Below are 24,808 nucleotides of genomic sequence, written 5' to 3' on the forward strand. Positions count from 1 at the left end.
CCGCCTATTATTGTTGCTGGAGCAGCCCGATCACGGCATCGGCAATCATCTGCTTGTGTTTCTGCCTGCGGCCAGGCTCTGACAAATCAATGCGGTGGATCGCACCAAAGGTATGGCGGTTCGCAACGCGGAAGAAACAGAAAGCGCTGATCATCATATGGATGTCGACGGGCTCAAGATCACTGCGAAACAGCCCCTTGGCGCGGCCTCGTTCCAATATGGCGCTGATGATCTGGATAATCCGCAGGTTGATTTCCCGGATTGATGTTGCTTCGGCAAGGTGCTTGCCTTGATTGATGTTCTCGATGGTCACAAGGCGCACGAAATCTGTGTGGCTGTCATCATTCTCGAATGTCTGGTCGATGACGCGGCGCAGAGCCTCCACAGGATCAAGCAGATCAAGTTCAAGTGCAGATTCAATGGCTCTGATATCGGCGTAAGCTTTTTCAAGCACAGCAAGATAGAGCCCGTCCTTGCCGCCAAAATAGTAATAGATCATGCGCTTGGAGGTTTGGGTTCGCTCGGCAATTGCATCAACGCGTGCACCGCTTAGGCCGTAAGTAGCAAACTCTTCGGTGGCGACTGCAAGAATATCCGCTTTTGTCCGGTCCGGATCATTCGTTCGGCTTCGCTCAGGTGCTGAACGTTTTCGCGAAGGCGTTTGGTTTGGCATGCCTGAATCTATCTGTCTGCTGCAATGAACGATACGTCATAATGGACGAACCTATACGTCCAACGCAATACCAACGTGGGTCTTCGGTAATTTTCTGCGATAGCGTGTTTTCCCGCGATATCACGGTAATCCAAATTGCCGGCGAAAATATCCACGGCGCTGAGCCAGCGACAAAAGAACAATTGCCAGTCTTTTCATTGTTCTTCACCTTTCATGATCGCGGGTATTTAATCGTTTGGATCAATCCATTGTGGGCGGTTTTATTCTGAGTTCCAGACGCATCAAATCGTATGTGTGCCTGGACCAATCAGCGATTGACCCATTCCATACTTCCCTTCCCTCACAAAAAAATTCATATTATCATTCTTGTTATAATGTGTGAGTATCCGCACATCTTTTCAGAATTTGCGCGGAGATACGCACATAACTACACGCACTCAAAAAACGTCATTTGGAAAAAATAGCGCAACTACAATATGTTATAAAGTTTTAAGCGACTGGCATGGAGTTTGCTACGGTATAAGTCCGAGGACAAATTGAGCCGTCCTTGTAACTGAGCTTGGGAGACTGGCTGATGGGCTCCATCACAGTAAAGCTCATATGATGGAGGAGAAGCCATGTTACTGAACCGCGAACGCTCACAGGTTCCGTAATGTCGCCTGTTAACGATTCCAAGTGATTGATACTTTGATTGATTTCAATTTGCTGTGAAGAATGGAGGAATCTTCAATGACCTTACCGACAGTGAAGTCACAAAAAGCCAATACCAATGAAGCACCGGTATCCTTTGATGCTTCCAAGTGGAATGCTATTATTTCTGTTGCGACAAAGGAAACGTCGGACGACAGCACGCGCAACCAAGCCGAGGCTTTGGGCATTGAATGGGAGCGGCCCAAGGGCGACAACCGTTCTGCCAAGTACATCATTGAAAACTCTCCCATGCTGAAAGACCTGATTGATCACGAAAATGGAGGCAAGGGCCGCCCAGACGTTGGTGACATCAAGGATGGTCTGAAGAAACTTGTTGGCGACTACGAGAATGACTCTGATGCCGCGTTCAGGGCGGACCAAGTGCTTGAGCACATTGAAAAATTCGACAGTGACGGGAACCTTATTTCTGGCAAAGATGTCGGGAATGGCAAGATCGATGGGATCACTGATTCCGACCAGGTAGAGCACGGAACGGAAGCTGGCCGGCTGAAAGATCTGGCCAAGTATGGATTTGAACACCTGAAGGGTGATCTCATAAAGTCGAACACATTCTGGGGTGATCAGAAAGCCCGTGAGGATGCGGCGCGCCTCGGTATAAAGTGGGTTACTCCCGAGGGCGATAACCGGTCAGCTGAGGACATCATCAACGACAATCCCCTTCTCAAAAACCTCGGCAACCAGAGCGGTGTGAAGGATAAGCTGAAGGATCGCGTCGGCGACTTCGAACATGATCGCGACGCAGCCTATCGTGCCGTACAGGTTCTTGAGCATATTGAGAAGTTCGACGATGACGGCAAGATTCAGGACGGCAAGAACGTCGGTAATGATGAAATCAATGGCTTTACCAAGAGCGGTGAAGCGGAACACGGGACAGAAGCAGGCCGTCTTCAAGATTTTGGCAAATACGGTTTTGAAAATCTGAAGGGCGAGTTGCCGGATCAGCTCGATCCGAAGGACAATAAGGAAGCGCGCAAGGAAGCAGAGGCGCTTGGTATCGAGTGGGTTCGGCCGGAAGGCGACCAACGATCAGCCAAAGAGATTATCGACGACAATCCCCTGCTGAAGAACCTCCAGAACCACGGCAATGCAAAGGATATGCTGAAGGAGCGTGTCGGCGATTTCGATCGGGATGCTGATGCGGCATTCCGTGCGGCACAGGTTCTCAAACATGTTGAGAAATTTGACGGCGACGGCAAACTTCTGGACGACAAGAAGGTCGGCAACGAAAAAATCGATGGCTACACCAGCAGCAACGAGGCCAAACACGGTACGGAAGCTGGCCGACTGCAGGATTTCGGAAAGTATGGCTTTCGGAACCTGAAAGGCAACCTGCATGAGGTACCCGCAAAGAACGATGCTCCTCCAACAGCGCCCGGTAAGGAACCACCGGCGGACGGCAAACCCGGATCAGGCGAGATTATCGACGAGAAGAAGGCACACGAACAGGCCGAAGCTCTGGGTATCGAGTGGAAACGCCCGAAAGATGATGACCGTTCAGCCAAATCCATCATCAAGGACACTCCCATGCTGAGCGACCTGATTGACAGGAAAGGCAGTAAAAATCGTCCGGATATCGACAATATGAAGGAGGATTTGAAGAAACGGGTCGGCGATTACGAAAATGATGCCGATGCGGCCTACCGGGCCGCACAAGTTCTAAAGCATATCGAGAAATTCGATTCCGACGGGAAGATCAATTCCGGCAAAGATGTGGGGAATGACAAGATCGATGGGATTACTGATTCCGATGAAGTCCGTCACGGGACCGAAGCCGGACGACTGAAGGATTTTGGCAAATACGGATTTGAAAACCTGAAGGGCAAGTTTCCCGAGCGATCTGAGTCAGGTAAGAACGAGGAGGCTCGCAAGCAAGCGGAAGCGCTGGGCATCAAGTGGGACCTGCCGAAATATGACAAGCGCGATGCCGGGCAAATTATTGACGATAGTCCGCTCCTCAAGAATCTCGGCAATCAGAGCGGCGTAAAAGACATGCTGAAGGATCGCGTTGGCGACTTCGAACATGATCGTGATGCTGCCTATCGCGCCGTACAGGTACTTGAGCGTATCGAAAAATATGACGCCGAAGGAAAAATGCTTTCCGGCGATGATGTCGGCAATCACAAGATCGACGGTTTCTCCCCGAGCGGCGAAGCCAAGCATGGAACGGAAGCTGGACGCTTGCAGGATTTTGGCAAGTTCGGCTTCTCAAGTCTGGCGGGAGTCAGTGACAAGTATGGCGACTATCTGAAAAAGAATGGGGATGCCGACGATGCCTCTAAGCTAATCGCGAAATATGGCTCTGCTCTTTACGAGAATTTCGACTCCATCAAAGATGCCACGGGTGCCGGGGATCATCTGACGATCAAGGATCTTCAGAAATTCAAGGACGAGAACCCCAAGCTGATGAGCGACGACCTGAAGAAGGCACTCGATTTCTGGAGTAAGCCTGGCAGCTTTGATATTCTTGAGACCAGCCACGACAAACTGCGAAACGGCTCCGACGGAAAACTTTCCAAAACGGACATATCGGATTGGTTGAGCAATGACGCACCGAAGGATGCAAAAGGCGCAATTGAGTTTGCTGTACGCGCTGCTGACGGCAATGCCGTATCAGATGTGCAGGTAGAGAAATTTGACGACGAGATTTTCAAGAACCCGGAAAAATACAGCCCTAAGGAAAAGGCTGCCGTCGTACGCGATCTGCAGAAAGCATATGATCTCGTCGGAATGGGCAAACAGGCCGGCATGTGGGACAAGGACTACATCATAAAGAAACTCGGTGACCGGGCCGGAGTTGGCGGAGACCCCGAAGCTGTCCTGAAAGAAATCCAGGAACGCATTACAACTCTCCAGAAGGATCCAGAGGTTGTCAAATTCCTGAATGAAACAGGCGAGAAAACACTGAAGGACTTTGTCGACAGTGATAAAGACCTCAAGAGCGCATTGATGGGAATCTACGACAAGGACATCAAGACCGGCGCAGAACTCGACAAGTCGTGGAAGTCAAAGTCCGACGACGGAAAAGCCATTGGGCCAACAGAGAATCTTGCGAACTTCTTCCAGATGGGGAAGATGTACCAGGGCGCTTTGGGAATTAACGACACCAAAGCTTTGCAGGGCGCCGTCAAAAACTCCAAGCACAATGGCGAACTCCAGGAGTTTTACGAGAAATCGATGGTCTCCGGCGATCGCTTGAAGGAATTGCTGAAAGACCACTCCGCCGAAGAAGCAATAAGCACTTTCAGCCTGGAAGCCGCTCTCTACAACGCTGCTTTGGATCCTGAATTTACGGGCAAGTACGATAAGAAACTCAATGAGAATTTCACCTCCATTGCTGAGGACGGCGCATTCAAGAATGCGTCGTTTGACGACCTCAAGAAGGCGTTTGGTGTCAATGGCGGCGATGAGCTGGATGAAAAGCAAGTCGAGAAGATGATTGAGGAGATCGGCAAAACGAATCCTGAATCTCTTGTCAATGCAAATGGTGAACCTGCAAAACCGGATCAGATTCTGGCCGCCTTCCGAGGGCAATGGGAGCTGCTGCGGCAAGGTACCAAAGGGCTTGGGGCATATGGTGTGATCGATGCTAACAACTCGGCCAAACAGCTCTTTGACAAAGGTATCCAGCATGGTGTGAGCGGACTGCTGCTGAGTGGTATCACCATTGCCAGAGGCATCGGTGCGAACGGCAATCTGACGGATCGCCAGAAGGCCGATATTGCAATTGGCTCCGTCCAGACGGCCGCCATTTTCGCTGAGGGTGGGGTGAAGAACTACCGCGAATACCTGAAGAATGCGGGGATCGATCCAAAGAAAATCGACGATCCGAAGACGTTCAACGAATACTTGCAAAAGAATGCAAGCAGGTTCGAATTTGGATTCAGGGGGCTTGGTGGGGGATTAGCCAATCTTGCACTCGGGGCCTACAGCATCTTCGATGGCGTAAAGGCTATCAGAAACGGCGATGTAGCGACCGGCGGCGTGAGTATCGCGACTGGTTCCATTGGTCTCCTCGGCGGTGCTGCGGTTACTGTGGAAGGTGGAATGGGCGTCGCGGGTCTTGTGGTTCCGCGTTTGATCCAAGGGCTGGGTGCAGGATTTGGCGTCGCAGGTGGCGTCCTCAGCTTGGCATCAGTGTTCATTTTCGCAGCTATTAATGAAAGCAAGGCGTCGTCTCTCCAGAACGATTATGGAGATCTTTTGGGAGATTATCTGAAGAAATATAAGATCGACGGCAAAGCGGATGACAGCGCTTGATGTGGCAGATCGATTATTCAACATAGGCGATCCGCAGAGTTTCGGTGCCGACGTTTAATGAATGCCAGCTCGTATTTGCGGGAATACCCGCCCAATACAGCTGGCCTGGGTCCTGGCGTTGAGGATTGTGTCGCAAAGCCAATCACAGCGACCGGGACGACGGCACTTCGGGTTGTCGGAATGTCGGCCTATCTTTCAGTGCGATTGTCGCTTTCATATGGAATCTCGATCTTCGAAAGATTGGTCACCAGACGTTGGTTCAAGACTTTCACGATGCATTGCCACATCGCGCGATACTGCGCCGATCCGCATGATCATCAGCTACTTATAGTTCGGCCTCGGGGGCAGATTCATTTGGCCCGGCAGCGGACCACGAGACCATGAATGGATCCTCCCGCATCGCTGCCACGAGATATTCGATGATGGTTCTTACGCGAAACGGCATGTTGCGCCGAGAGGAGTAGACCAGATTAATCGGCAGGCGGGCCGGCAGGAAGTCTGGCACCAGATTGATCAATCGGCCTGCCTCGATATCAGGAACGGCAAGGATATGGGAAAGAATCGCGATGCCGGAACCGGCAAGTACCGCGCGATGAACTGCAACGGCATTGTTAACAACGAGACGCGGAGCAACCCGCACGGCGACTTCATCCGCACCGTTGGAAAACAACCAGGCGATACAAGACGTGCTGAAAACGTTGGTGAACTAACGTTCTTGATTGCCAACGAAACACCGAGGATCAGCCGCGCCCGGCAGGTCTTCGTGTTTACCGACAAGGGTGGACACCAGCGCGTCGGCGCAGTCTCGGCCGTCGGGAAGGTCGAGCGGGACTCGCCTCGCATCCGCTGGATCGAGAGCATTATTGCGGCGCTTGCAAAAGACGCCGGGCTTGGCGAAATGCGGGAGTTTACTCTGCCTGCCTATTGCGCGCCCGATGATGAGGAACACAAGACGTTCCCGTACCGGTTCCTTGCATGGTTTCCGCTTAAGCTGCGCGATGGCCACGTGTTCGCGGGAATGCTTCTTGCACGTGAAGTGCCGTGGAATGAAACCGATATCGTCGTCGTATCCCGCCTTGCTGAAACCTACAGCCATGCCTGGTCGGCGCTGACGGGTGAACGTAAACTCAAACGCCGTATTCGCCTCAAGCCGCTATTACTTGGCGCTCTGATCGTTATCGCAGCTGCCGGGTTCATACCGGTCCCTCTGACAGTTTTGGCGCCGACTGAAATCGTCCCTATCGATCCGCGTATCGTCGCAGCACCTATAGACGGTGTGATTGAATCGATCGAAGTTGATCCGAATGTGAACGTTAGCAATGGTCAGTTGCTGCTGCGCATGTCCGATACGGCGCTTCGCAACGAACTGGCGGTCGCTGAGCAGGAGGTCAATGTTGCCGAGGCAAAGCTCAAACAGGTCACGCAAGGCGCCATCGCCGATCCAAAGATGCGCGGCGATCTGGCCGTTGCCGGCACGGAATTATCGCTTGCCACGGCTAAACGCGATTACGCCCGGGATTTGCTGGCGCGCACGCAAGTCACAGCGCCGGAAGCGGGTGTCGTTATCTACACTGACAAACGCGATTGGGTCGGGCGTCCCGTTTCGACCGGTGAACGGTTGATGGAAGTCGCTGATCCCGGCAGAATTCAGATCCGGGTCGATGTTCCCGTTGCCGATGCCATTGCCGTGAAAGCCGGAGCCAATGTCCGCGCGTTCCTTGATTCAGATCCGCTTCGGCCAATGAAGGCAACAGTGCGCGCCGTCTCGTTTGAGCCTCAGATGATCGAAGGCAACATCCTCGCCTATCGTATTTATGCATCGCTTGCCGAAAACCAGGCCGGCATGCGGCTCGGCATTCGCGGCACGGCACAGATATCCGGTGACAAAGTACCGTTGGCCTACTACTTGTTCCGCCGCCCCATTGCGGCAATCAGGCAGCGGCTTGGGCTATGAACCCAGCTGAACTGCCTCTTCCGCCTCTGCGTGAGGATCTGCAGATTCTTCGAGGCGGCACGAGCTATTCCGGCGCACCTGTCTGGGTCGTCCTCGACCCCATACGCAACCGCTTCTTTCGCGTCACCTATGAGATGTTCCAATTGCTGTCGCTCTGGAACCGCAGCCGCAGTCTCAACGAATTGAACCACGCGCTACGGCTGCGATTTGGCCGCGAAACTGATCCTGAAGAAATCGGCATGGTCATGCGTATGCTCGATGCCAATTTCTTCTTGGCCCAACCGTTATCAGGTACATGGCGCGGATTATACGAGAACGCGACACGGCGGCACTCGCTGTTCATGCAGCTTATTCACAATTATCTGTTTTTCCGTATACCGTTGGTCAGACCGGAGAGATTCATCCGCCAGAGCTGGCCCTACGTCACATTTTTGTTCACACGCGCTTTCCTGCTTTTTGCTGCGCTTGTAGGCCTCGCCGGACTCTATCTCGTATCCCGTCAATGGAATGAATTCGTCGGGACATTTCCTTATGTCTTCTCGCTTGAGGGTGCGGCCATATCTGTTCTGTCTGTGGTCCTGATCAAGTCGATGCACGAACTTGGCCACGCCTATGTCGCACACATGTTTCGCTGCCGCATACCGACGATGGGCGTCGCGTTCATGGTCATGGTGCCGCTGCTCTATACGGATGTTTCCGACGCCTGGCGTCTGAAATCCCGTAAATCCCGGATCATGATTGATTGCGCCGGTGTGGTCACGGAACTTTGCGTTGCTGCCTTCGCATTGTTTCTCTGGGCTTTCATCCCCGATGGTCCGTTGCGCAGTGCCGTGTTCGTGCTTGCTGCCGTCGGCTGGATATTGAGCCTGCTGGTCAACACCAACCCATTCATGCGTTTCGATGGCTATTACATTCTGGCAGACTTTCTGGGTGTGGAAAACCTTCAACCCCGTGCGTTCCGCCACATGCGCTGGCGTTTACGCGAATTGCTGTTCGGGGTTGGCTATCCACCACCTGAGCCCTTTCCGCCGCGCCTCGATGCCATCGTTACATTCTATGCCATATGCACGACGATTTACCGGCTGCTGCTGTATGTCGGCATTGCACTGCTGGTGTATCATTTCACAATCAAGCTGGTTGGAATCTTGCTCTTTGCAGTGGAGGTCGGCTTCTTCATGATCCGCCCCGTCTGGTCCGAACTCAAGGAATGGTGGACAATGCGACAGGATATTTTGCGAAGCCGCCGCACCTATCTGACAGCGGCAATTTTGCTGGGTGGCATTACCTTGCTGGCAATGCCACTGTCGACGCGCGTTAGTGCTCCGGCACTCCTGTTGCCTGAGACATTCGTGCGCCTTTACTCTGAAGAACCGGGCCGTATCGAACAGATCAATGTCAAACGTGGCCAGACCGTCAGCAAGGGCGATGTTCTGTTTGTGATTGCATCGCCGACTCTTGTACAGGACCGCAAACTTGCCGATATCGAGATCGCCCTGGCGGAACGCCGTCTGGCACGCATCGGCGCCAATTCCGAAGACCTTATCCAGAAGGGTGTTGTCGAAAACGAGCTTCGGCGGCTGAATGCCAAACGGGAGGGGTTAGCGGCGCGCGAACAGAAGCTGGTCGTTCGAGCGCCGTTTGACGGCCATATCGCCGATCTGAATTCGGAAATTGTTCCCGGCCAATGGGTATCGCGCAAGGAACAATTTGCCTATCTGTCCGGCACTGGAGCCGCGGTGGTACGCGGCTATGTCTACGGCGAAGACCGCGCCCGGGTCGAGGCAGGCGCCAAGGGCTGGTTCATTCCCGATGACGTGACGCAAACCAAGTTGAAGGTGTCATTGACAGGCTTTGCCATCTCCGGCGCAAGGCAGATCGAGATACCACAGCTGACATCACAATTTGGCGGCAAATTGGCGGTTCATCCCGCTTCCAATAGCCGCCTTGTTCCTGTATCGGCGCAATACGCAGTTACTGCCAATGTAACAGAAACCGCTCCTGAGCTGAACCAGACCCGCAGCGGCATTCTGTTGATTGACGGGAAGGCAGAAAGCCTGTTGGCCCGCGGCTGGCGCCGCGTCCTGACAGTACTCGTTCGAGAGTCCGGTGCTTAGAAATCAGAGGCACCGTGATGACGCGTGATATGGCTTGGCAACGTTCAGCATCATATTCGTTTTTGTTGTTGTATGAATATGATTCTATGGTTTCAACCAGGTTCCTCGGTCAACTCATGTATATGTCCTCTTGCAAATAGTTCCCGGATGGAATGCGGCCATTTGTACTGCTTGTCTCTCGGAGTAGCGACGCGATATTAAATTTTAATCCGAATGTCATTCATGCGACGATTGCCAAATCCAAAATCTACCAGCAATCGCACGCCTTCACCGAGGATTGAACTTTGAGAACCCTGGTCGCTTGCCTTTTCGCCCTTGTCGTCTTCGCCGCATCGCCTGGTTTTGCACAGGATGCAAAGCCGGTATTGAAAATTGAGGCACGGCTGTTCGAAAGCCCGACAGGCACGTTTTCCGAAGACAGGCTGGCGCCGAACGCGGCTGGCCTTGGCAATGTCATCATCGGCGAAAAGGCATCGTCTTCGGCCATTGTGATCATACGCATCGATGCGACGGCCCCACTCCCAACGAATGCCAGGCTGCGGCTCGTGGCGAAGGAAACATCAGCCAGCAAGGCAACCGGCTCCCCGCGCGTCAAGTTGCGCAAACTGCTGGACAGTACCGTGGCCCTTCCTTCGTCCGCCTGGAACAGAACGACCTATGTCGGTTTCTGGCTGCCAGACGTAGGGTGCATGCCGGTGGCGCTCAAAGCAAATCTCATGGCGGGGGGCGCAGGCTCTGCATCGGCATCGGCTACGCTTGGCTTCACTTGTTATGAATAGTGTGGCCTTGGTGCGACCTGCCCTTCTACTTTCCTCGCTCGTCACCGCTTCGTCGGCTAAGCTGTGGCATAGCTCTTGTTTGCCGCATTTTGTATCATGGCAATGGCGAGGGGTGGCAGAAAAACGCTCCAGATAGCGAGCCAGGTAATCGAGATCGAAGACCCCTGCCCCCCGTCGCGTGCGCGATCGTTAAGAAGATCGCCAAGGGTCATCACCAGGATTGGCAATCCGAGCGGCACCATGATCGCGATGAGGGTGGCAGCAAGAGGCGTGAGCAGTCGTTGTGAGGCTGCCGCACCCGCCAATTCTCCATGGATATGATAAACCCAATAGGCAAAATAGATAAAAGCACCCACGGCAATGCCGAGCAGGGGGGACGACGAAGATAGGATTTTTGAATGCATTCACCTGAAAGAAATTGGCGCTAAGTCCTGTCAGAAGGAGCACGATCGGCAGCCCTAACAAAATAATACAAACCAAGATGGGAGATCGCTGAATTTGCGGTAACGGCTTGTGGCGTTGGCGTGGAGTTTCATCGAAGTCGAGGCGCCGAGCTGGCAGCAGAACCAGTATTGCAAGGAATAGGCAGGCTAGGAAACCCCAGATAACAGACGAGCCACTTTGATCGAGGGCGAACAACATTGCCGCGCCCGCTGGAGCGAGTGCTGATATCAATATTGTCGTCGATAACAGAGTGAGAGCGCAGGCAAAGTCGATTTTATCCGGCCGCCCGCTTACCAGAAATATCGCGATGGCGAGAGGGAAAACGGCCCGCACTGTCCCCGCTGCCAATCCAAATAGAAATAGGAACGGGGAGTATCCCAATGCCCCTGGCATCGCCAGAAAACCAACGGCGACAATACCGCAGACGACGATTGGTGAAACCAGAGCGGCCCGACCATTGCGCGCAGCAACGATAAACGCCAGGAAGGCGGCGACAACCCAACCAAGAGTGGAGCCGAGATAGAAGACAGCCAGAGTTTGAGTGGTGTTTCCGGCCGTTTGAGAAATCAGCGGTAAGAATGTAATCAGCCCTCCTGAACCGACAGCTGCAAAAAGTGAAGCAAAGAAGAGCGCCCAATAGCGATAGGTGCTGAGAAAATCGGCCAGCGTGAAGTCTGATGCGCGTGAAGCAGCCGCGTTGTTCATTGGCAGATGTGTTCTCGTTTCCATGAGAGGCCCTCTGTTGATTTGCGACGCCAATTGACCCAATTTCTATCTGCGATTGACAACGGCCAATCAAGATAGAATGAAGGTTTATATGAGCTACGTCTATGCGCTGTACTGTCAAATATGAGGGATTTCATGCCGCTGCCTTCGCTTATTCTTCCCGATCGCCAGCTCTCTTTAGCGCCGAAGGTCATCTCCACGCCAAGAGCCTACTTCTGGGCGACACCAATTATCCTGGCATTCGCTATACTTCTGCTCGTGTGGGAGGCGCCAGGCGTGATCCGCGATTTCCAGATCAGCCAAAATCCTTTGGTGCTTGAAAATGGCAACGTGCAGGACGGGCGTTGTACAACACGTAAAGCCATCTTCACCAATTGCGAAGCGCGTCTTGTATACGCTTACAAGGGACAGAACTACGATACCTCCGTCGATATTATGTTCATCGATTTTCACAGCGGGGATTATGAGACTGGCTTGGTGATCTCGGCCGATCATCCGGAGCTGGCGACGATGAGCCTTGGTCTCGACATGCTCTGGAACCGGATCGTCACACTCACTGTCTTTGTCATCCTGCTGGGCGGTATGAGCCTGGCAATATTGTTTCTCGGTCTGCGCATTTGGCGTGTCAATCGCCAGCTGCGACAGCCTGCCAAGCTGATACCTGTCCCTGTTGAAATCACGGCATTTGACCGCAGACGCGGCCTCCTTTCGATCACGTATAATGACAAGATTGCGAATGATAAGACTGGCCGATCGGCTTACACGCGGATGAAAGACGGGCAGGAGCCCATGATCATCGGCGAAGCCAATGGCAAGGCCGTGGGATTGGCTGTCAGGCACGGCAATACTGCACTGCCCGTGCTTCTGGACAGTGGGCTGCAGCGCATCGGGCTGACCGAAGATGAACGCACAAAAGCTCTTGTACCTTTCACCCGCCAGTATAAGGGCGATCAAAATGTGCCGCTTCTCGTCGAAGAACCGAAAAAGACCGTCTCCATCTGGAAGCTGCTCCGGGTCTTCGTCGGCACGTTGCTTTTAATCGTCGTAGGTTTGTTTGGGTTCTGGCTTTGGTACGTGACGAGCTCTTCGACCCAGTTCCAGTCGCCCGGCATGGATATCAACAACCTCATGCCTGCTCCCCTTAATAAATGGGGATGCGATCAACTGAAAAAGCGCTTCGGTCAGGACCGTGCTCCGTTTGGTTGTGTCGCAGACGATTATACGAGCTGGAAATGAGCGTAAGAGCTGGCTGGGGACGCACCGGGACCAGACGGTGGTAAGAGATCGACACATATTCAACAGACCTCACGTCACCAAAGCCTGCTTCCCCTCACCTTTCCTGCATGGCTTGGGATGATATTTCGGCGAGCGGTGAAAAGAGATATTCGAGGATGCGGCGTTTGCCGGTTTTGACTTCAACAGTCACCGCCATGCCGGGCGACAGCGGCATGGATTTGCCGTCCACATTGATCAGGGTGGCGTCGGGCAGAATAGTGACGGCAAAGACCAGGTTCTGCATGCGCTGGGCATTGCCTGTCGGGATGATGCTCTGCAATTCCTTGGCCGCTGCGCCTTCCTGCGCCTGTGCATCGGGTTCGGGAATGGCATCGGTAGCAACGCGGGTCACCTTGCCGGCAATGATGCCGTAGCGGGTGAACGGAAACGCCTCGACCTTGACGACGGCTGTCTGCCCGGCCTGGACAAAGCCGATATCGCGGTTGGGAAGATAGGCCTCGATTTCGAGCGACGCATTCTCCGGCACAATACGCATCAGTTCGCTGCCGGCGCTGACCACCTGCCCGACAGTGGTAACGGCCGATGCCTGCACCGTGCCGTCAATCGGGCTGAGAATGGTCATGGACGAGGAGCGCTTGCTCGCCTTGATCAGCTGCTGTTCGATATCATCGACGCGGCGCGAGGCATCTGACAGCTTTTGCACATTGTCGGACAGGAAACTGTCGACAAGCTTGGCCGCCTCGCTGATGGCAACGGTGAAGGCGGCGCGCGCGGCGGCAAGCTGGCCCGTCTGGGTGACGAGGCTGGCTTCCGCTTCCTGCTGCGATTGCAGTGCATCGATGACCTGCGCGCGCGAGCCTGCCGCTGTCGGGATCAGCTCATTGCGCATGGACACACGCTCGGTCAGGGTTTTGACCAGAGCCTTCTGGGCGGTGATGGTCTCGTTGAGGCTGTCGATCTCGGTCTGGCGCTGTTTGGCAGTGGCCGCCAGATTGTTGAGCGAGGAGCGGAGCTGCGATGTATCGGCCCGGTAGATCAGCTGTTCGCGGCGGCGGATCGCATCGGAGATACCGTCCCGAAAATTGACAGACTGATCATTGGCGGGCGCCGCATTGCTCAAGCCCTTTTCCTGCCATTCGGCAACCGTGGTCAACACTGCCTCACGCCGCGCCACTTCGGCCCGGAATGCCTGTAGGCTGACAGCCAGCGCCGTCTCTTCCGATTTGATCTCGGTATCGTCAAGCTCGACCAGAACGTCTCCGGCCTTGACCGCCATGCCATTGCTGACCGGAACAGTCTTCGTGCGGCCCATCTCGATCGACTGGACAATCTTCACCCGGCCTGTCGGCTGCACCTTGCCCTGTGCCGTCGCCACGATGTCGAATGTGCCAAAATAGCTCCACAACAGTGCCGCCGTTGCCAGAATGCAGATGAACCAGATGAACGCCGTGCGGATGGGCGACGCCGGGGTTTCCAGGATCTCCAGTGCTGCCGGCAGGAATTGATTATCGGCGCGTTGCCGTTTGATCGCCCGCAATGCCTTTGGCGTCATTTTTTCCGGCTGCGGTTTTACCTGCTTGATTGTGGATTGATTGGGGTTGACCTGCTCAGGATGAACAGGGGCGGCCTCTAGAGGCTTCATCCGTTGTTGCTCCCTGACTGCAATTGCCACAGATGCGCATAAAGCCCATCCTTTTTGGCAACGAGCGTATCGTGCGTCCCCTCTTCGACAATGCGTCCATCCTTCATGCCGATAATGCGGTTGCAGTAACGCACCGTCGCCAGCCGGTGGGCGATGATGATTACGGTTCGGCCGCGCACGATCTCGCGCATATTGGCAAGGATGATCCGCTCGCTCTCATAGTCGAGCGCACTGGTGGCTTCATCAAGAATGAGAATGGGCGGATTGGTGGCAAGCGCCCGGGCGATCGCCAGCCGCTGGCGCTGGCCGCCGGAAAGGTTGGCACCGCGCTCCTCGATCAGCGAGTCATAGCCGCGCGGCAGTTTGGAGATGAACTCATCGGCCCCCGACAGTTTTGCCATGCGCATCGCGCCTTCGCGGGACATGGATGGATTGGCCAGAACGATATTGTCATGAATGGTGCGATTGAACAGCATGTTCTCCTGCAGCACCACGCCAATATTCGAGCGCAGCCATGCTGGATCAACCTGGGCAATATCCTGCCCGTCCATGAACACCTGACCATTGCCCGGAATATAAAAACGCTGCACCAGCTTGGTCAGGGTGGATTTGCCTGAGCCCGATGGTCCGACAATGCCGATGACTTCGCCGGGCCTGACGGTGAGATTGATATCCTTCAGCACATCCTGCGCATCGGGCGAATAGCGGAAGGTGACGGACTTGAATGTCAATGCCCCTTTGGGTGCAGGCAGCGAGACGGCAATGGCCGGGCGCGGCTCCTGCGGTGCGTTCAAAATATCGGCAAGCCGCGAGACAGACACCTGCACCTGCTGAAAATCCTGCCACAGCTGCGACAGGCGCAGGATCGGCTGCGCCACTTGCCCCGCAATCATGTTGAAGGCGACAAGCGCGCCAACTGTCAATTCGCCATTGATCACCGCCTGCGCGCCGAACAGCAGCAGGGCGGCACTGGTGACCTTGCTGACATATTGAATGGCGTTCTGCCCCTTGGCCGCCAGCATCGTGGCGGCAAAGGACGAGTGCACATAGGCGGCAAGCCGCTCCTCCCACTGCGCCGAGACAACCGGTTCCACGGCGGCGGCTTTCAGCGTCTGCACGCCGACAACCGTCTCCACCAGCAATTGCTGGCTATAGGCACCACGATCAAACTTCTCGTCGATGCGTTCTTTCAAAAACGGCCGGATCAGAAAGCCGATGGCGAGGTAGAACGGAATGGAGGCAACCACGATCCAGGCGAGCTTCGCCGAATAGGCAAACAGCACGAAGATAAAGATGATGGTGAAGACAAAGTCGAGCCCGGAAAACAGTCCCTGCCCGGTCAGAAAGTTGCGGATGGTTTCAAGCTCGCGCACCCGCGCCACCGTCTGGCCCGCCGCCCGGGTCTCAAAGTAACTCAGCGGCAGGTTGAGCAGGTGCCGGAACAGCCGCCGCCCCAGTTCCACATCGATGCGGTTGGTCGTGTGCGACAGCGCATAGGTGCGCAAATATTGCAGCACCACATCGAAGAGCCCGATGGCGGCAAGCCCGACCACCAGCACGATCAGGGTCGAATAGCTGCGGTGTGCCAGAACCTTGTCGACCACCACCTGAAAGAACAGCGGTGTGACCAGCGCAAACAGCTGGACGAACAGCGACGCCAGAAGCACATGGCCGAGCGCGCGCCGGTAGCGCCACAACGATGGCAGGAACCATTTGAAGCCGAACGTGTCACGCGAGGCACCCGCCCCGCCGAAACGCCGCTGTATCAAAATGAATGTTCCGCCGGTGAGCTGCAGCAGTTCGGCAACCGGCACTTCACGCGAGCGGAAATCCAGCGGGTTCACCACCCGGCACATGCCTTCCGGCGTTGCCCCGCCGAAGATTGCAAACGAGCCATCCGACAGGCAGGCAATTGCCGGGACCGGCAGCGATGCCAGCCGCTTGCCATCGCGCGCCACAATCTTGCGTGCCTTCAGCCCGATCGATCCGGCCGCCCGCAAGACATCATCCGCCCCCGCAGCACCCTTCAGCGCATATTCCCGCGCCAATGTCTCCGGCCGCGACGCAATCCGGTAATAACCCGCTATCGCACATAAGGCAGATAAGCCGGGGTCGGGCACTTTCCCGCTCGAACCAGTATTCTGTTTGCCGCCATTCGGCTCCATCTCGGATGAAAGATTATCCATGGCAGCAACGGCTTATCGACGTGATAAAAATTGTCATTCAGCTAAAACCTCATGGCCTCGCCGGCCCTTGCCCGCAATATCATGCAAGCTTTGGCCAACACGCAAAAGCATATGGCCTTCCCCCTCAGCAATCCGCGATACGCCTCACCATCCTAATTGCAATGTTGTCGTAGCGGAAATTGTTCCCATAGTCTAACTGGGCCCGAAAATGCCAGCGCATTTCCGGGCCCCGGCCAATTGTCACCCCATCAGATCACGCAACACGCGACTGTGAAGGTCCGCTGTTGGTGAATGTGAAGCTTTGTGTGTGCGAGTTGGCAAAGTCTTTGAACGCGTCAACACTTGTCCAGCCAGCCAGAGTGATGCTGCTGTTATTGTCGTTGAGCGTAACATTGCCATTCTGAAGCACGGCACTGTTCAATACTTCATCAAGATTGCCGAAGATGGATGTGTCAAACTCAAGCACATCCTGTTCACCAGCATAGATGTTGAAGTCGCTGATGACATCGTTGCCGAAACCGACAGCGTTGAAATCGAAGGTGTCGTTGCCGTAACCTCCGGTCAGCGTGTCATTGCCAGCACCGCCATCGAGCCTGTCATTCCCGTCCCGGCCAAACAGCGTATCGTTGCCCAGTCCGCCATTGAGGTTGTCGTTACCGGCAACGCCAATATGCGGCATGCTGGGAGCAGGTGGCGCCACCGACACATTCAGTTCATATGGTGTCTGTGCCGGAACAGTGTTCGGGTCCTCGTAGCCGCCAACAACGATGTAATATGTGCCAGTCGTGGCAACCGTGTAGGTCAGTGCCGAGTCAGTACGGTTGACTGATCCGGCATCGCCGCCACCATCATCATTGGCCGCCAATTCGATACCTGCGCCGCCATTGTCTTGCATCAACCGGATATAGCTGTCGAAAGCACCCACCGTGTGGTCGATATCAAGCGTGATGACCGAACCGGCATTCAGCGTCACCTTGTAGTAGCCGCCCGAACCATTACCGGTTGCATTCACAGTGGAGTGCGTCCGGGTTTCGGCATTGGCAATGTCGCCATCCGCCAATGTCGAGAAGCGGTTGGTCAGATCATAGGCACCAGCAAAGGACGAGTTTGTCGCATCCGCCGCCAGCGTGGCATAGCTCTCACCCAAACCAACCCCCGATACCGGGAACGGCTCGAAGTCGCCGTCAAGCGTATCATTGCCCGCACCGCCATTCAGCGTGTCATTGCCACCCTGTCCGACCAGACGATTGTCACCCGCATCGCCGGTCAAAGTGTCATTGAAGCTCGAACCGGCAATACCCTCGATCGACACCAGTGTATCTTCGCCGGTGTTTGATGCGAGATTGATATTGACGCCTGCTGTACTGTCGTAAAAGGCCACCATATCCTGGCCTTCGCCGCCATCGATATAGTCCTTCCCGGCACCGCCGCCGATGGTGTCATTGCCGCCACCGCCATAGAGCTTGTTCACGCCGCCATCACCAAAGAGATTATCGTCATAGGCAGAACCAACAAGGTTCTCGATGGAAACGAGTATGTCTCCCTTGACGCCTGCCGTCGTATTGCCTTCAGCGTCGCCGCCACTGGCTACCCCGGTGGCAAGATTGACGGTAACGCCCTGCTTGCTGCGAGAATCGGCACCGATCGTATAAACTGCCGTGTCGTTGCCGGCACCGCCGTTGAGATAGTCGAGATCCGGCACCGCCGATCAGAGTATCGTCACCGTCATCGCCGTAGAGAATATCCGCATCGCGCGCACCGTCGAGAATGTCATTGCCAGCGCCGCCGTTGAAGACGTCGCCGCCGCCAAGACCCTGGAAATGATTGTCTGCGCTGTTACCGATAAACCTATCGATACGGTCATCCGAACCGATCAGGTTTTCAATGCTGTAGAACGTGTCGCCTGAGGCCGTGCCGCCACTGGCAACATTGGTTTCCAGATTGACCAGCAGCTGGAACGGGCTTTCATGGCTGTAATCAACAGTGTCGGAACCCGCACCGCCGATGAAGACATCCACACCGTCCTGACCGCGCAGGATATCGTCGCCTGCCCCGCCGTCCAGAATATCGTCGCCCTGACCACCTTCGATGATGTCGTTGCCGCCCTCACCATACAGCCGGTCATTGCCATCCAGGCTCTCGGTTTTGTCTTCCAGCTCCGAGATCGGAATAGTGTTGTTGATGTCACGGCTGGCCAGGGAATCGCGGCCACCCCGAATGAAATCATCACCATTGCCGCCACGGATCGCATCCGCGCCGTCGCCGCCATCCAGCTTGTCGTTACCGGCACCACCGATCAATGTATCATCGCCGGCACCACCGTCGAGTTCATCGTTTCCAGCTTCACCAAACAGACGGTCATTGCCGGCAAAACCTGCAATCTTGTCATCACCGGCACCGCCAAGCAGCTCGTTATTGCCATCGTTGCCGAGGATGATGTCATTATACGCACTGCCAACACCCTTTTCGATGTAGTAGTCCGTCGCATCCGCATTGTGACCCTGATAGATAACAACGTTGTTGTTATGGCCATTGACACTGGACCAGCGGCCAGCGCGCAGATCAAGGATCGAACCGGCTGTTGAACCGGAGAAATCAACCGTGTCGAATCCGCCCGTATCATGGATGACAAAACCGATATCGTGCGTTGTGCCTGATGAGGTCAGGGTATAGCCCAACTGCGTGCTGCCAAAACCGTAGGTGTTGTTGCCGGTATTCAGCTGGACATCCTGATAGGTTCTCACACCATCTGTAACAGTCGAGTAATAGTGCCGGATGACGGCTTCGATGTCGCCAATCATCGGGGTTGTCGCCGACCATGCCGTCGTTTCGCCAACATCAATGCCATCGAAATAGGACATGACGCTGTAGCGCTGCTGGTCATAGACCCAGGTTGCGCCGGCAAGATAGGTGATCTGTTCGCCGCCCGGTCCGCCGTAATTGTAGATACCGGGGTGATTCAAGCCCCATTCATGGCCGAATTCATGGATGAATGTATTGAAAATATAGCCGCCCGGAGCAGTCTTGTCCGGTTCTGTATCGTGAAACCGTTGACCGACGCTGACATATTTGCCGCTTGAATAGGCGCTGCCGTCGTCTTTCTCCCCAATTTCGGGGCTCACGACTTTCAGATATTCACCTGATGTAACGAACTCGAATTTGAGCGGAGTAACTGCCGACCATTGCTGCAGCGCTCCTATCGCTGCTTGCTTGTAGTCCGGATGATTGTTGAGCTCTTCAAGATTCACCTTGATCGGTTCCTGAGCCATACCGGGCGTCAGCGGGCGCTGCAGCGCGCCGAGATAGTCGAGAAATGCTTCGTAGTCGGTACTCTTGCCGAATGGATTGGCCGGAGTCTGGTCGATGTTGCGCCAGTCCTGTCCCGCAGGCACCACAGCGGCGCTGCCAGTCGCGTCAGTAGCAGAAAACTGCTGTGAGCCATTTGCATGTTTTTGAGGCATACCATTTTGACACAAAATGCACATTGTAACGATTCCCCTGTTTCAATTGGAGCACGCTTTGCAATCATTCAATCAAGTCGTGAACAGACGGAAACAGACAGTCCGCCGCTCGAGGTGAGATCACCCGACGGCCAATTCGGGTTGAAAAATTTTAATAGTCAACACCAGTGCAACCCACTAATTGTAACTATTTTTAATAATATAAAATTGCATAGCGCCAAAACCGCCTGAGGCGGCAAGACATAAAGAGAACATGTCAATTGCCATAAGCTGTTTTAACTTGCCAAATAAAATTCATTTCAAATTTTGAAGTAAATTTGAAATCTATAGTTTGAAGTCTGGACCAAATTTAAGAAGATTACACATATGATCTATATGGCGGAACAAATGTTCCCACTCCATTCAGCCGAGAGAATCGATGCCGCATCTGTCCGCAGGACCACACTTCTGCGGCCAAACAATCACGCTGTAAGGGTATTCATTGCAGGGCCTGCCAAAGTCACACTAATGTGCGATTTACAAACAACACCAATAGTCAACGGATGAGAATAGATGGATGACGGTACCGACACGAGCCGCATAGAAATGGTGGTTTTGATGACTCCCGACATGGCCAATTTCAGTGGCAAGGTGCATGGCGGCGCTTTGCTCAATCTTTTGGACCGCGTCGCCTTTTCCTGTGCCTCGCGGTATTCGAAGCAATATGCTGTGACCCTGTCCGTCGATCAGGTGGTGTTCCGCCAACCCATCAATGTCGGTGAATTGGTCACCTTTCGCGCCTCCATCAACCATGCAGGCCGCACCTCCATGGAAATCGGTATCCGTGTGGAGGCTGAAGATATCCGGTCCGGCGCACGCCGGCACACAAACTCCTGCTATTTTACCATGGTGGCTGTGGACGCTGACGGCCGCCCCACTGAAGTTCCCCCATATAAACCGGTAACAGAAATAGCCCTGCGCCGCTTGCGTGCCGCGGAAGTCAGACGCAGCCTGCGCCGGGAGTTTGAGACGCGTTTCCGTGCGGCCAGTTCTTCCACAAGCTGAAACAAAACTGCGCTCAGGTGAACGAGCGCAATTCCTTTTACGATGTCAGTCAAGGTGACTTTCGGCCGTCACCCGCATGCGGTACGGCATGTCGATCTCACCATTCGGCGAAACTGCCATCCGCATGACGCCAGATCGGGTTGCGCCAGCGATGACCTTCTTTGGCGCGTTCGATGACATAGGCTTCGTCAACCTCGATACCGAGGCCCGGCCCCTTCATGAATACGACATGTCTGACGATTGATGGCGGCTTGAGCGTGCTGCAACACGCTTGAGGCCGAAATTTATCCCGCCAGAAACCCGCCATCGGCGCACAGAACGTGGCCGACGATATAACCGGCCTCGCCGGACAGCAGCCAGCAAACCGCAGCCGCCACTTCCTCCGGATGCCCCATACGCCGCAATGGCAATCCGGCGGCGACCTGGCTCATGTCGGCTATACCCGAATTCAGCATCATATCCGTGACCACGCGTCCCGGAGCGACAGCATTGATCCGTACATTCTGCGGGGCATATTCCATGGCGGCAGAACGCGTCAAAGAGATGGCAGCAGCCTTGGATGCCGAATAGAGGGACAAGCCGGGATTGGGATTGCGCAATCCGCTCACACTGGTGTTGTTGACGATCGTTCCGCCACCGCCCAGCAAAAGTGCCGGAATTTGATGGCGCAGACAATGGACCATCGCGCGCACATTGGTGTCGAAGACTTGTGTATAGACGGCATCCGTCTGCTGCGTCAGCGAAGCGCGTTTTTCCTGAAAGCCGGCATTGTTGAAAACTGCGTCCAGGCGGCCGAAACGATGCAGTACCGTCCCAACCAGTTTCTCCACGTCCGCTTCATGGGCTACGTCAGTGGCAATAAAAAGAGCCTCGGTTCCAGCCTCGCCAAGCTCGGCCACAACGTTCTCGCCGACGGCCTGTCTGCGTCCGGCAATGATAACGGCAGATGCCCCTTCCCGAGCCATGCGAAGCGCCGTTGCGCGGCCAATGCCGGTAGCGCCGCCGGTAACCAGACATATTTTGTCCGCCAGCTTATTGCCCGGTTCCCATGCAGGGACGGGACCTGCCAGAGCCACAGGATTGGTTTCACTCATTGCCATTCTCCTCATCTCTGGTTTTCTGTTCAGAGCGGCTTACCTCAAGCGCCCGGGCATAGGAGTCGAGACTTCGCGGCAAGTCGCGACCCGTTTCAGCGCCCATCCGCTTGAGCGCTTCGATGACCTGACTTCGTGCAAAATCATCAACCCGCTGCAAGGTCGCCTGCCCCTTGAGGCTGAGGGATAACGGTTTTACCCGCGCATCCTGACTGCTTGTCCCCTCGATCAATTCACCTGCCTTGATGAGCTTGCCAATCATTCGGCTGACGGTCGACTTTTCCAGAATGAGGACATTGCAAAGTTCTGCGGCCGTCATGGAGCCACGTGCACCTATCTCAACCAGCGCATGCACTGCGGAAGGCGGCAGATCGGTTTCCGCCAGCGTAGGGCGCAGAAAACCCAACTCCCGCACAAGCCGTCGCGAGGCATCGCGGATTTGGGCAATGTGGGATTCATCCTCAAAGGCAGGCATCAAGCGAGTCCTATATAGTTGCTCCATACAACTATATAGGACTTTCGCGGAAACGAAAGATGTCTGAACGGGATAATATTGCTTATGGCCGACCGACCTATCGCAGCCGATACCGGTCGGCATCCAAGAGGTTTGTGATATTTTTTCCAAAAATGCGTTTCGCATGTCGGATTGAGCCGGGCTTGATCGTCTTAGAATTGTAAGCCACGCTGCAGGCGGTCAAAATCACCTGCGGCGTTGGAAATCAGTCTCTGCAATGAGGAGCACGCAGACATGAACCTTTCCTATCGTTGGGTAATCGTCGGGGCTGGCGCATTGATGACCTGTGTCGCCCTCGGTGCAATGTTTTCGCTGGCTATTTTCCTGGAGCCGATGGCCCTGAGCACCCACTGGTCACGGGCGGGTATTTCCAGCGCCATGACGCTGAACTTCCTTGTCATGGGTTTGGGCGGTTTCTTCTGGGGCTTTATCAGCGACCGCTTTGGCGCCCGGCCAGTTGTGCTGATCGGGGCGGTACTTCTCGGTCTCGCTCTGGTTCTGGCAAGCCGGGCAACCTCCCTGATTGAGTTTCAGCTGACCTACGGCATACTCGTTGGCGTTGCTGCCAGTGCCTTTTTTGCCCCGATGATTGCGACCACCACCGGCTGGTTCGAAACGAACCGCAGCCTCGCCGTCTCTCTCGTTTCAGCTGGTATGGGCGTAGCGCCGATGACGGTATCGCCATTCGCCCGCTGGCTCATATTGGCCTATGACTGGCAAACAGCAATGTTCGTTATCGGCATTCTCTCGTGGATACTGCTGATACCGGCAGCGCTTTTGGTCCGGCGCCCTCCGATATCGACTCAAGATGAGAACGCTCCCGATACAATCGCAGACCGCGCCGATATTTCCCTCGCGCGGGTATTCCGGTCGAAGCAGTTTATCGTTCTCGGCGGCACATTCTTTGCCTGTTGTGCGGCGCATTCGGGCCCGATCTTTCACATGGTGAGCTATGCAACGATTTGCGGCGTTGGACCTATGGCAGCGGTCAGCATTTACAGCGTCGAAGGCCTTGCAGGCCTGTTCGGACGATTGATCTATGGAACGCTCGCAGACAGGCTTGGCGTAAAACGCGTTCTGGTCGCTGGCCTGTTCATTCAGGCCTTTGCCATTGCGACCTATGTGCTTGTCAGCCGGCTGGAAGAATTCTACGCGCTTGCTCTCATCTTCGGATCCGCTTATGGCGGCGTGATGCCGCTTTACGCGGTCCTTGCCCGGGAATATTTCGGCCCCCGTATCATCGGCACAGTCTTTGGAGCAGCGACCATGCTGTCGAGCATCGGCATGGCCTTTGGTCCATTGGTTGGAGGCTGGATATTCGATACGTCAGGCAGCTACGCCTGGCTCTATCTCGGTTCGGCCGCAGTCGGACTTGGTGCTGTAGCCATCGCGCTTGCATTCCCGCCCTTCGCAACTCCAGCCATGCGATCCGCTGCGCCAGCAGGCGCCGGGTAGCGCGGCGCATGCCCTTCACGATTCTTCCTTGGCGCGACTTAGACGTGGCGCCTACCTGTGGAGAGAAGGGCAAAACGATCCATCCCGGGATAAATGCCGTGCTACATGGTAGTGGTGTTGCAGGCATGATGCCTTTTACGGAACAACTGCTGGGGGCATTATGATTGAGCAAAAACCGTTAAGTTCGATATTACGGATAACGTATTTTGCCTCCAGCTTCGTTTTCGCAATTCTGATCACCATTGGATTATCGGTCGTATATCTTGGGGCGACGCCAAATCCTGCACTGAATAAAATCGATGTTGGCGGGTTCGTTGTCGGGGCATTGTTTGTATGTGCGCTGCTCATTGCCCTGTGCTGGATGGCATATTTTCCCCTTCGCCGGCATCCAAGGCTTATCCGAATTGCCACATCCACCTTCGGTCTTGTGGTCGTTATATCCGTTATTCTCGCCGCTGTGATCGACTGGGGTTGATGTGAGCTGCGACGAAAACCGGGCTTTATCACAGCGCCAGCTT

At 54.9% G+C, this 24,808-nt stretch carries 14 protein-coding genes and 3 pseudogenes; 8 read left to right on the forward strand and 9 right to left on the reverse strand.

Going from position 1 to position 24,808, the window contains the following annotated elements:
• Window positions 1-7 precede the first annotated feature (7 nt).
• Window positions 8-673 (reverse strand): TetR/AcrR family transcriptional regulator, encoded by a 666-nt coding sequence (locus HB779_RS22995; protein WP_188346718.1) that lies wholly within the window; start codon window positions 671-673, stop codon window positions 8-10.
• A gap of 41 nt (window positions 674-714) precedes the next feature.
• Between HB779_RS22995 and HB779_RS23000 the strand changes: the two genes are divergently transcribed.
• On the forward strand, window positions 715-942 hold the full coding sequence (locus HB779_RS23000; protein ID WP_188346719.1) for a hypothetical protein: 228 nt from the start codon (window positions 715-717) through the stop codon (window positions 940-942).
• A 460-nt stretch (window positions 943-1,402) separates the two neighbouring features.
• Window positions 1,403-5,641: a type III effector HrpK domain-containing protein gene (locus HB779_RS23005; RefSeq protein WP_188346720.1), complete on the forward strand. Its 4,239-nt coding sequence runs from the start codon at window positions 1,403-1,405 to the stop codon at window positions 5,639-5,641.
• Between the two features lie 325 nt (window positions 5,642-5,966).
• Here HB779_RS23005 and HB779_RS23010 read toward each other — a convergent pair.
• Window positions 5,967-6,317 (reverse strand): annotated as a pseudogene (locus HB779_RS23010) (LysR substrate-binding domain-containing protein); the annotation flags it as partial.
• Window positions 6,318-6,356: 39 nt separating this feature from the next.
• Here HB779_RS23010 and HB779_RS23015 point away from each other — a divergent pair.
• From HB779_RS23015 to HB779_RS23025, 3 genes are all read left to right on the forward strand, one after another.
• Window positions 6,357-7,595 carry an efflux RND transporter periplasmic adaptor subunit gene (locus HB779_RS23015; protein WP_244642916.1) on the forward strand — a complete coding sequence of 413 codons (1,239 nt, stop codon included), beginning with the start codon at window positions 6,357-6,359 and terminating at the stop codon, window positions 7,593-7,595.
• Window positions 7,592-9,709 carry an HlyD family efflux transporter periplasmic adaptor subunit gene (locus HB779_RS23020; protein ID WP_188346722.1) on the forward strand — a complete coding sequence of 706 codons (2,118 nt, stop codon included), beginning with the start codon at window positions 7,592-7,594 and terminating at the stop codon, window positions 9,707-9,709. Before HB779_RS23015 ends, HB779_RS23020 begins: the two co-directional genes overlap by 4 nt.
• Before the next feature lie 284 nt (window positions 9,710-9,993).
• Entirely contained in the window at window positions 9,994-10,488 is a 495-nt protein-coding gene (locus HB779_RS23025; protein ID WP_188346723.1) for a hypothetical protein, read from the forward strand.
• Window positions 10,489-10,677: 189 nt separating this feature from the next.
• Here HB779_RS23025 and HB779_RS23030 read toward each other — a convergent pair whose 3' ends face one another.
• Window positions 10,678-11,661, reverse strand: a complete 984-nt coding sequence (locus HB779_RS23030) for a hypothetical protein (protein WP_244642918.1) — start codon at window positions 11,659-11,661, stop codon at window positions 10,678-10,680.
• A gap of 120 nt (window positions 11,662-11,781) precedes the next feature.
• On the opposite strand from HB779_RS23030, the gene HB779_RS23035 reads away from it, so the two are divergent.
• On the forward strand, window positions 11,782-12,894 hold the full coding sequence (locus tag HB779_RS23035) for a hypothetical protein (protein ID WP_188346724.1): 1,113 nt from the start codon (window positions 11,782-11,784) through the stop codon (window positions 12,892-12,894).
• A gap of 94 nt (window positions 12,895-12,988) precedes the next feature.
• On the opposite strand, the gene HB779_RS23040 is transcribed toward HB779_RS23035, so the two are convergent.
• The 3 genes and pseudogenes from HB779_RS23040 to HB779_RS23050 all read right to left on the reverse strand — a co-directional run.
• Complete coding sequence (locus tag HB779_RS23040; RefSeq protein ID WP_188346890.1) at window positions 12,989-14,446, reverse strand: HlyD family type I secretion periplasmic adaptor subunit; 1,458 nt, start codon at window positions 14,444-14,446, stop codon at window positions 12,989-12,991.
• An 86-nt stretch (window positions 14,447-14,532) separates the two neighbouring features.
• The gene (locus HB779_RS23045) at window positions 14,533-16,701 is read right to left on the reverse strand and encodes a type I secretion system permease/ATPase (protein ID WP_188346891.1); all 2,169 of its coding nucleotides are present in this window, start codon (window positions 16,699-16,701) and stop codon (window positions 14,533-14,535) included.
• Window positions 16,702-17,161: 460 nt separating this feature from the next.
• A pseudogene (locus HB779_RS23050) lies at window positions 17,162-20,183 on the reverse strand (M10 family metallopeptidase C-terminal domain-containing protein); the annotation flags it as partial.
• Between the two features lie 552 nt (window positions 20,184-20,735).
• Between HB779_RS23050 and HB779_RS23055 the strand changes: the two are divergent.
• Complete coding sequence (locus tag HB779_RS23055) at window positions 20,736-21,227, forward strand: acyl-CoA thioesterase (protein WP_188346725.1); 492 nt, start codon at window positions 20,736-20,738, stop codon at window positions 21,225-21,227.
• A 97-nt stretch (window positions 21,228-21,324) separates the two neighbouring features.
• Here HB779_RS23055 and HB779_RS23060 read toward each other — a convergent pair.
• From HB779_RS23060 to HB779_RS23070, 3 genes and pseudogenes are all read right to left on the reverse strand, one after another.
• Window positions 21,325-21,441, reverse strand: a pseudogene (locus HB779_RS23060) (D-galactonate dehydratase); the annotation flags it as partial.
• Between the two features lie 70 nt (window positions 21,442-21,511).
• Complete coding sequence (locus tag HB779_RS23065) at window positions 21,512-22,321, reverse strand: SDR family NAD(P)-dependent oxidoreductase (protein ID WP_371823969.1); 810 nt, start codon at window positions 22,319-22,321, stop codon at window positions 21,512-21,514.
• Complete coding sequence (locus HB779_RS23070) at window positions 22,314-22,796, reverse strand: MarR family winged helix-turn-helix transcriptional regulator (protein ID WP_188346727.1); 483 nt, start codon at window positions 22,794-22,796, stop codon at window positions 22,314-22,316. Before HB779_RS23070 ends, HB779_RS23065 begins: the two co-directional genes overlap by 8 nt.
• Before the next feature lie 273 nt (window positions 22,797-23,069).
• Here HB779_RS23070 and HB779_RS23075 point away from each other — a divergent pair, with 273 nt between their 5' ends.
• Window positions 23,070-24,290, forward strand: coding sequence for an MFS transporter (locus tag HB779_RS23075; RefSeq protein WP_188346728.1), 1,221 nt, complete (start codon window positions 23,070-23,072; stop codon window positions 24,288-24,290).
• The last annotated feature ends 518 nt before the right edge of the window (window positions 24,291-24,808 follow it).

This window comes from Phyllobacterium sp. 628 (assembly GCF_014189505.1).
Lineage (GTDB): Bacteria > Pseudomonadota > Alphaproteobacteria > Rhizobiales > Rhizobiaceae > Phyllobacterium.

Coding starts and splice junctions, on each gene's coding strand:
- HB779_RS23065 (WP_371823969.1), bottom strand. CDS start 22,321: ATGAGTGAAACCAATCCTGTGGCTCTGGCAGGTCCCGTCCCTGCATGG.
- HB779_RS23030 (WP_244642918.1), bottom strand. CDS start 11,661: ATGGAAACGAGAACACATCTGCCAATGAACAACGCGGCTGCTTCACGC.
- HB779_RS23045 (WP_188346891.1), bottom strand. CDS start 16,701: ATGGAGCCGAATGGCGGCAAACAGAATACTGGTTCGAGCGGGAAAGTG.
- HB779_RS23035 (WP_188346724.1), top strand. CDS start 11,782: ATGAGGGATTTCATGCCGCTGCCTTCGCTTATTCTTCCCGATCGCCAG.
- HB779_RS22995 (WP_188346718.1), bottom strand. CDS start 673: ATGCCAAACCAAACGCCTTCGCGAAAACGTTCAGCACCTGAGCGAAGC.
- HB779_RS23070 (WP_188346727.1), bottom strand. CDS start 22,796: ATGCCTGCCTTTGAGGATGAATCCCACATTGCCCAAATCCGCGATGCC.
- HB779_RS23020 (WP_188346722.1), top strand. CDS start 7,592: ATGAACCCAGCTGAACTGCCTCTTCCGCCTCTGCGTGAGGATCTGCAG.
- HB779_RS23005 (WP_188346720.1), top strand. CDS start 1,403: ATGACCTTACCGACAGTGAAGTCACAAAAAGCCAATACCAATGAAGCA.
- HB779_RS23040 (WP_188346890.1), bottom strand. CDS start 14,446: ATGACGCCAAAGGCATTGCGGGCGATCAAACGGCAACGCGCCGATAAT.
- HB779_RS23055 (WP_188346725.1), top strand. CDS start 20,736: ATGGATGACGGTACCGACACGAGCCGCATAGAAATGGTGGTTTTGATG.
- HB779_RS23000 (WP_188346719.1), top strand. CDS start 715: ATGGACGAACCTATACGTCCAACGCAATACCAACGTGGGTCTTCGGTA.
- HB779_RS23075 (WP_188346728.1), top strand. CDS start 23,070: ATGAACCTTTCCTATCGTTGGGTAATCGTCGGGGCTGGCGCATTGATG.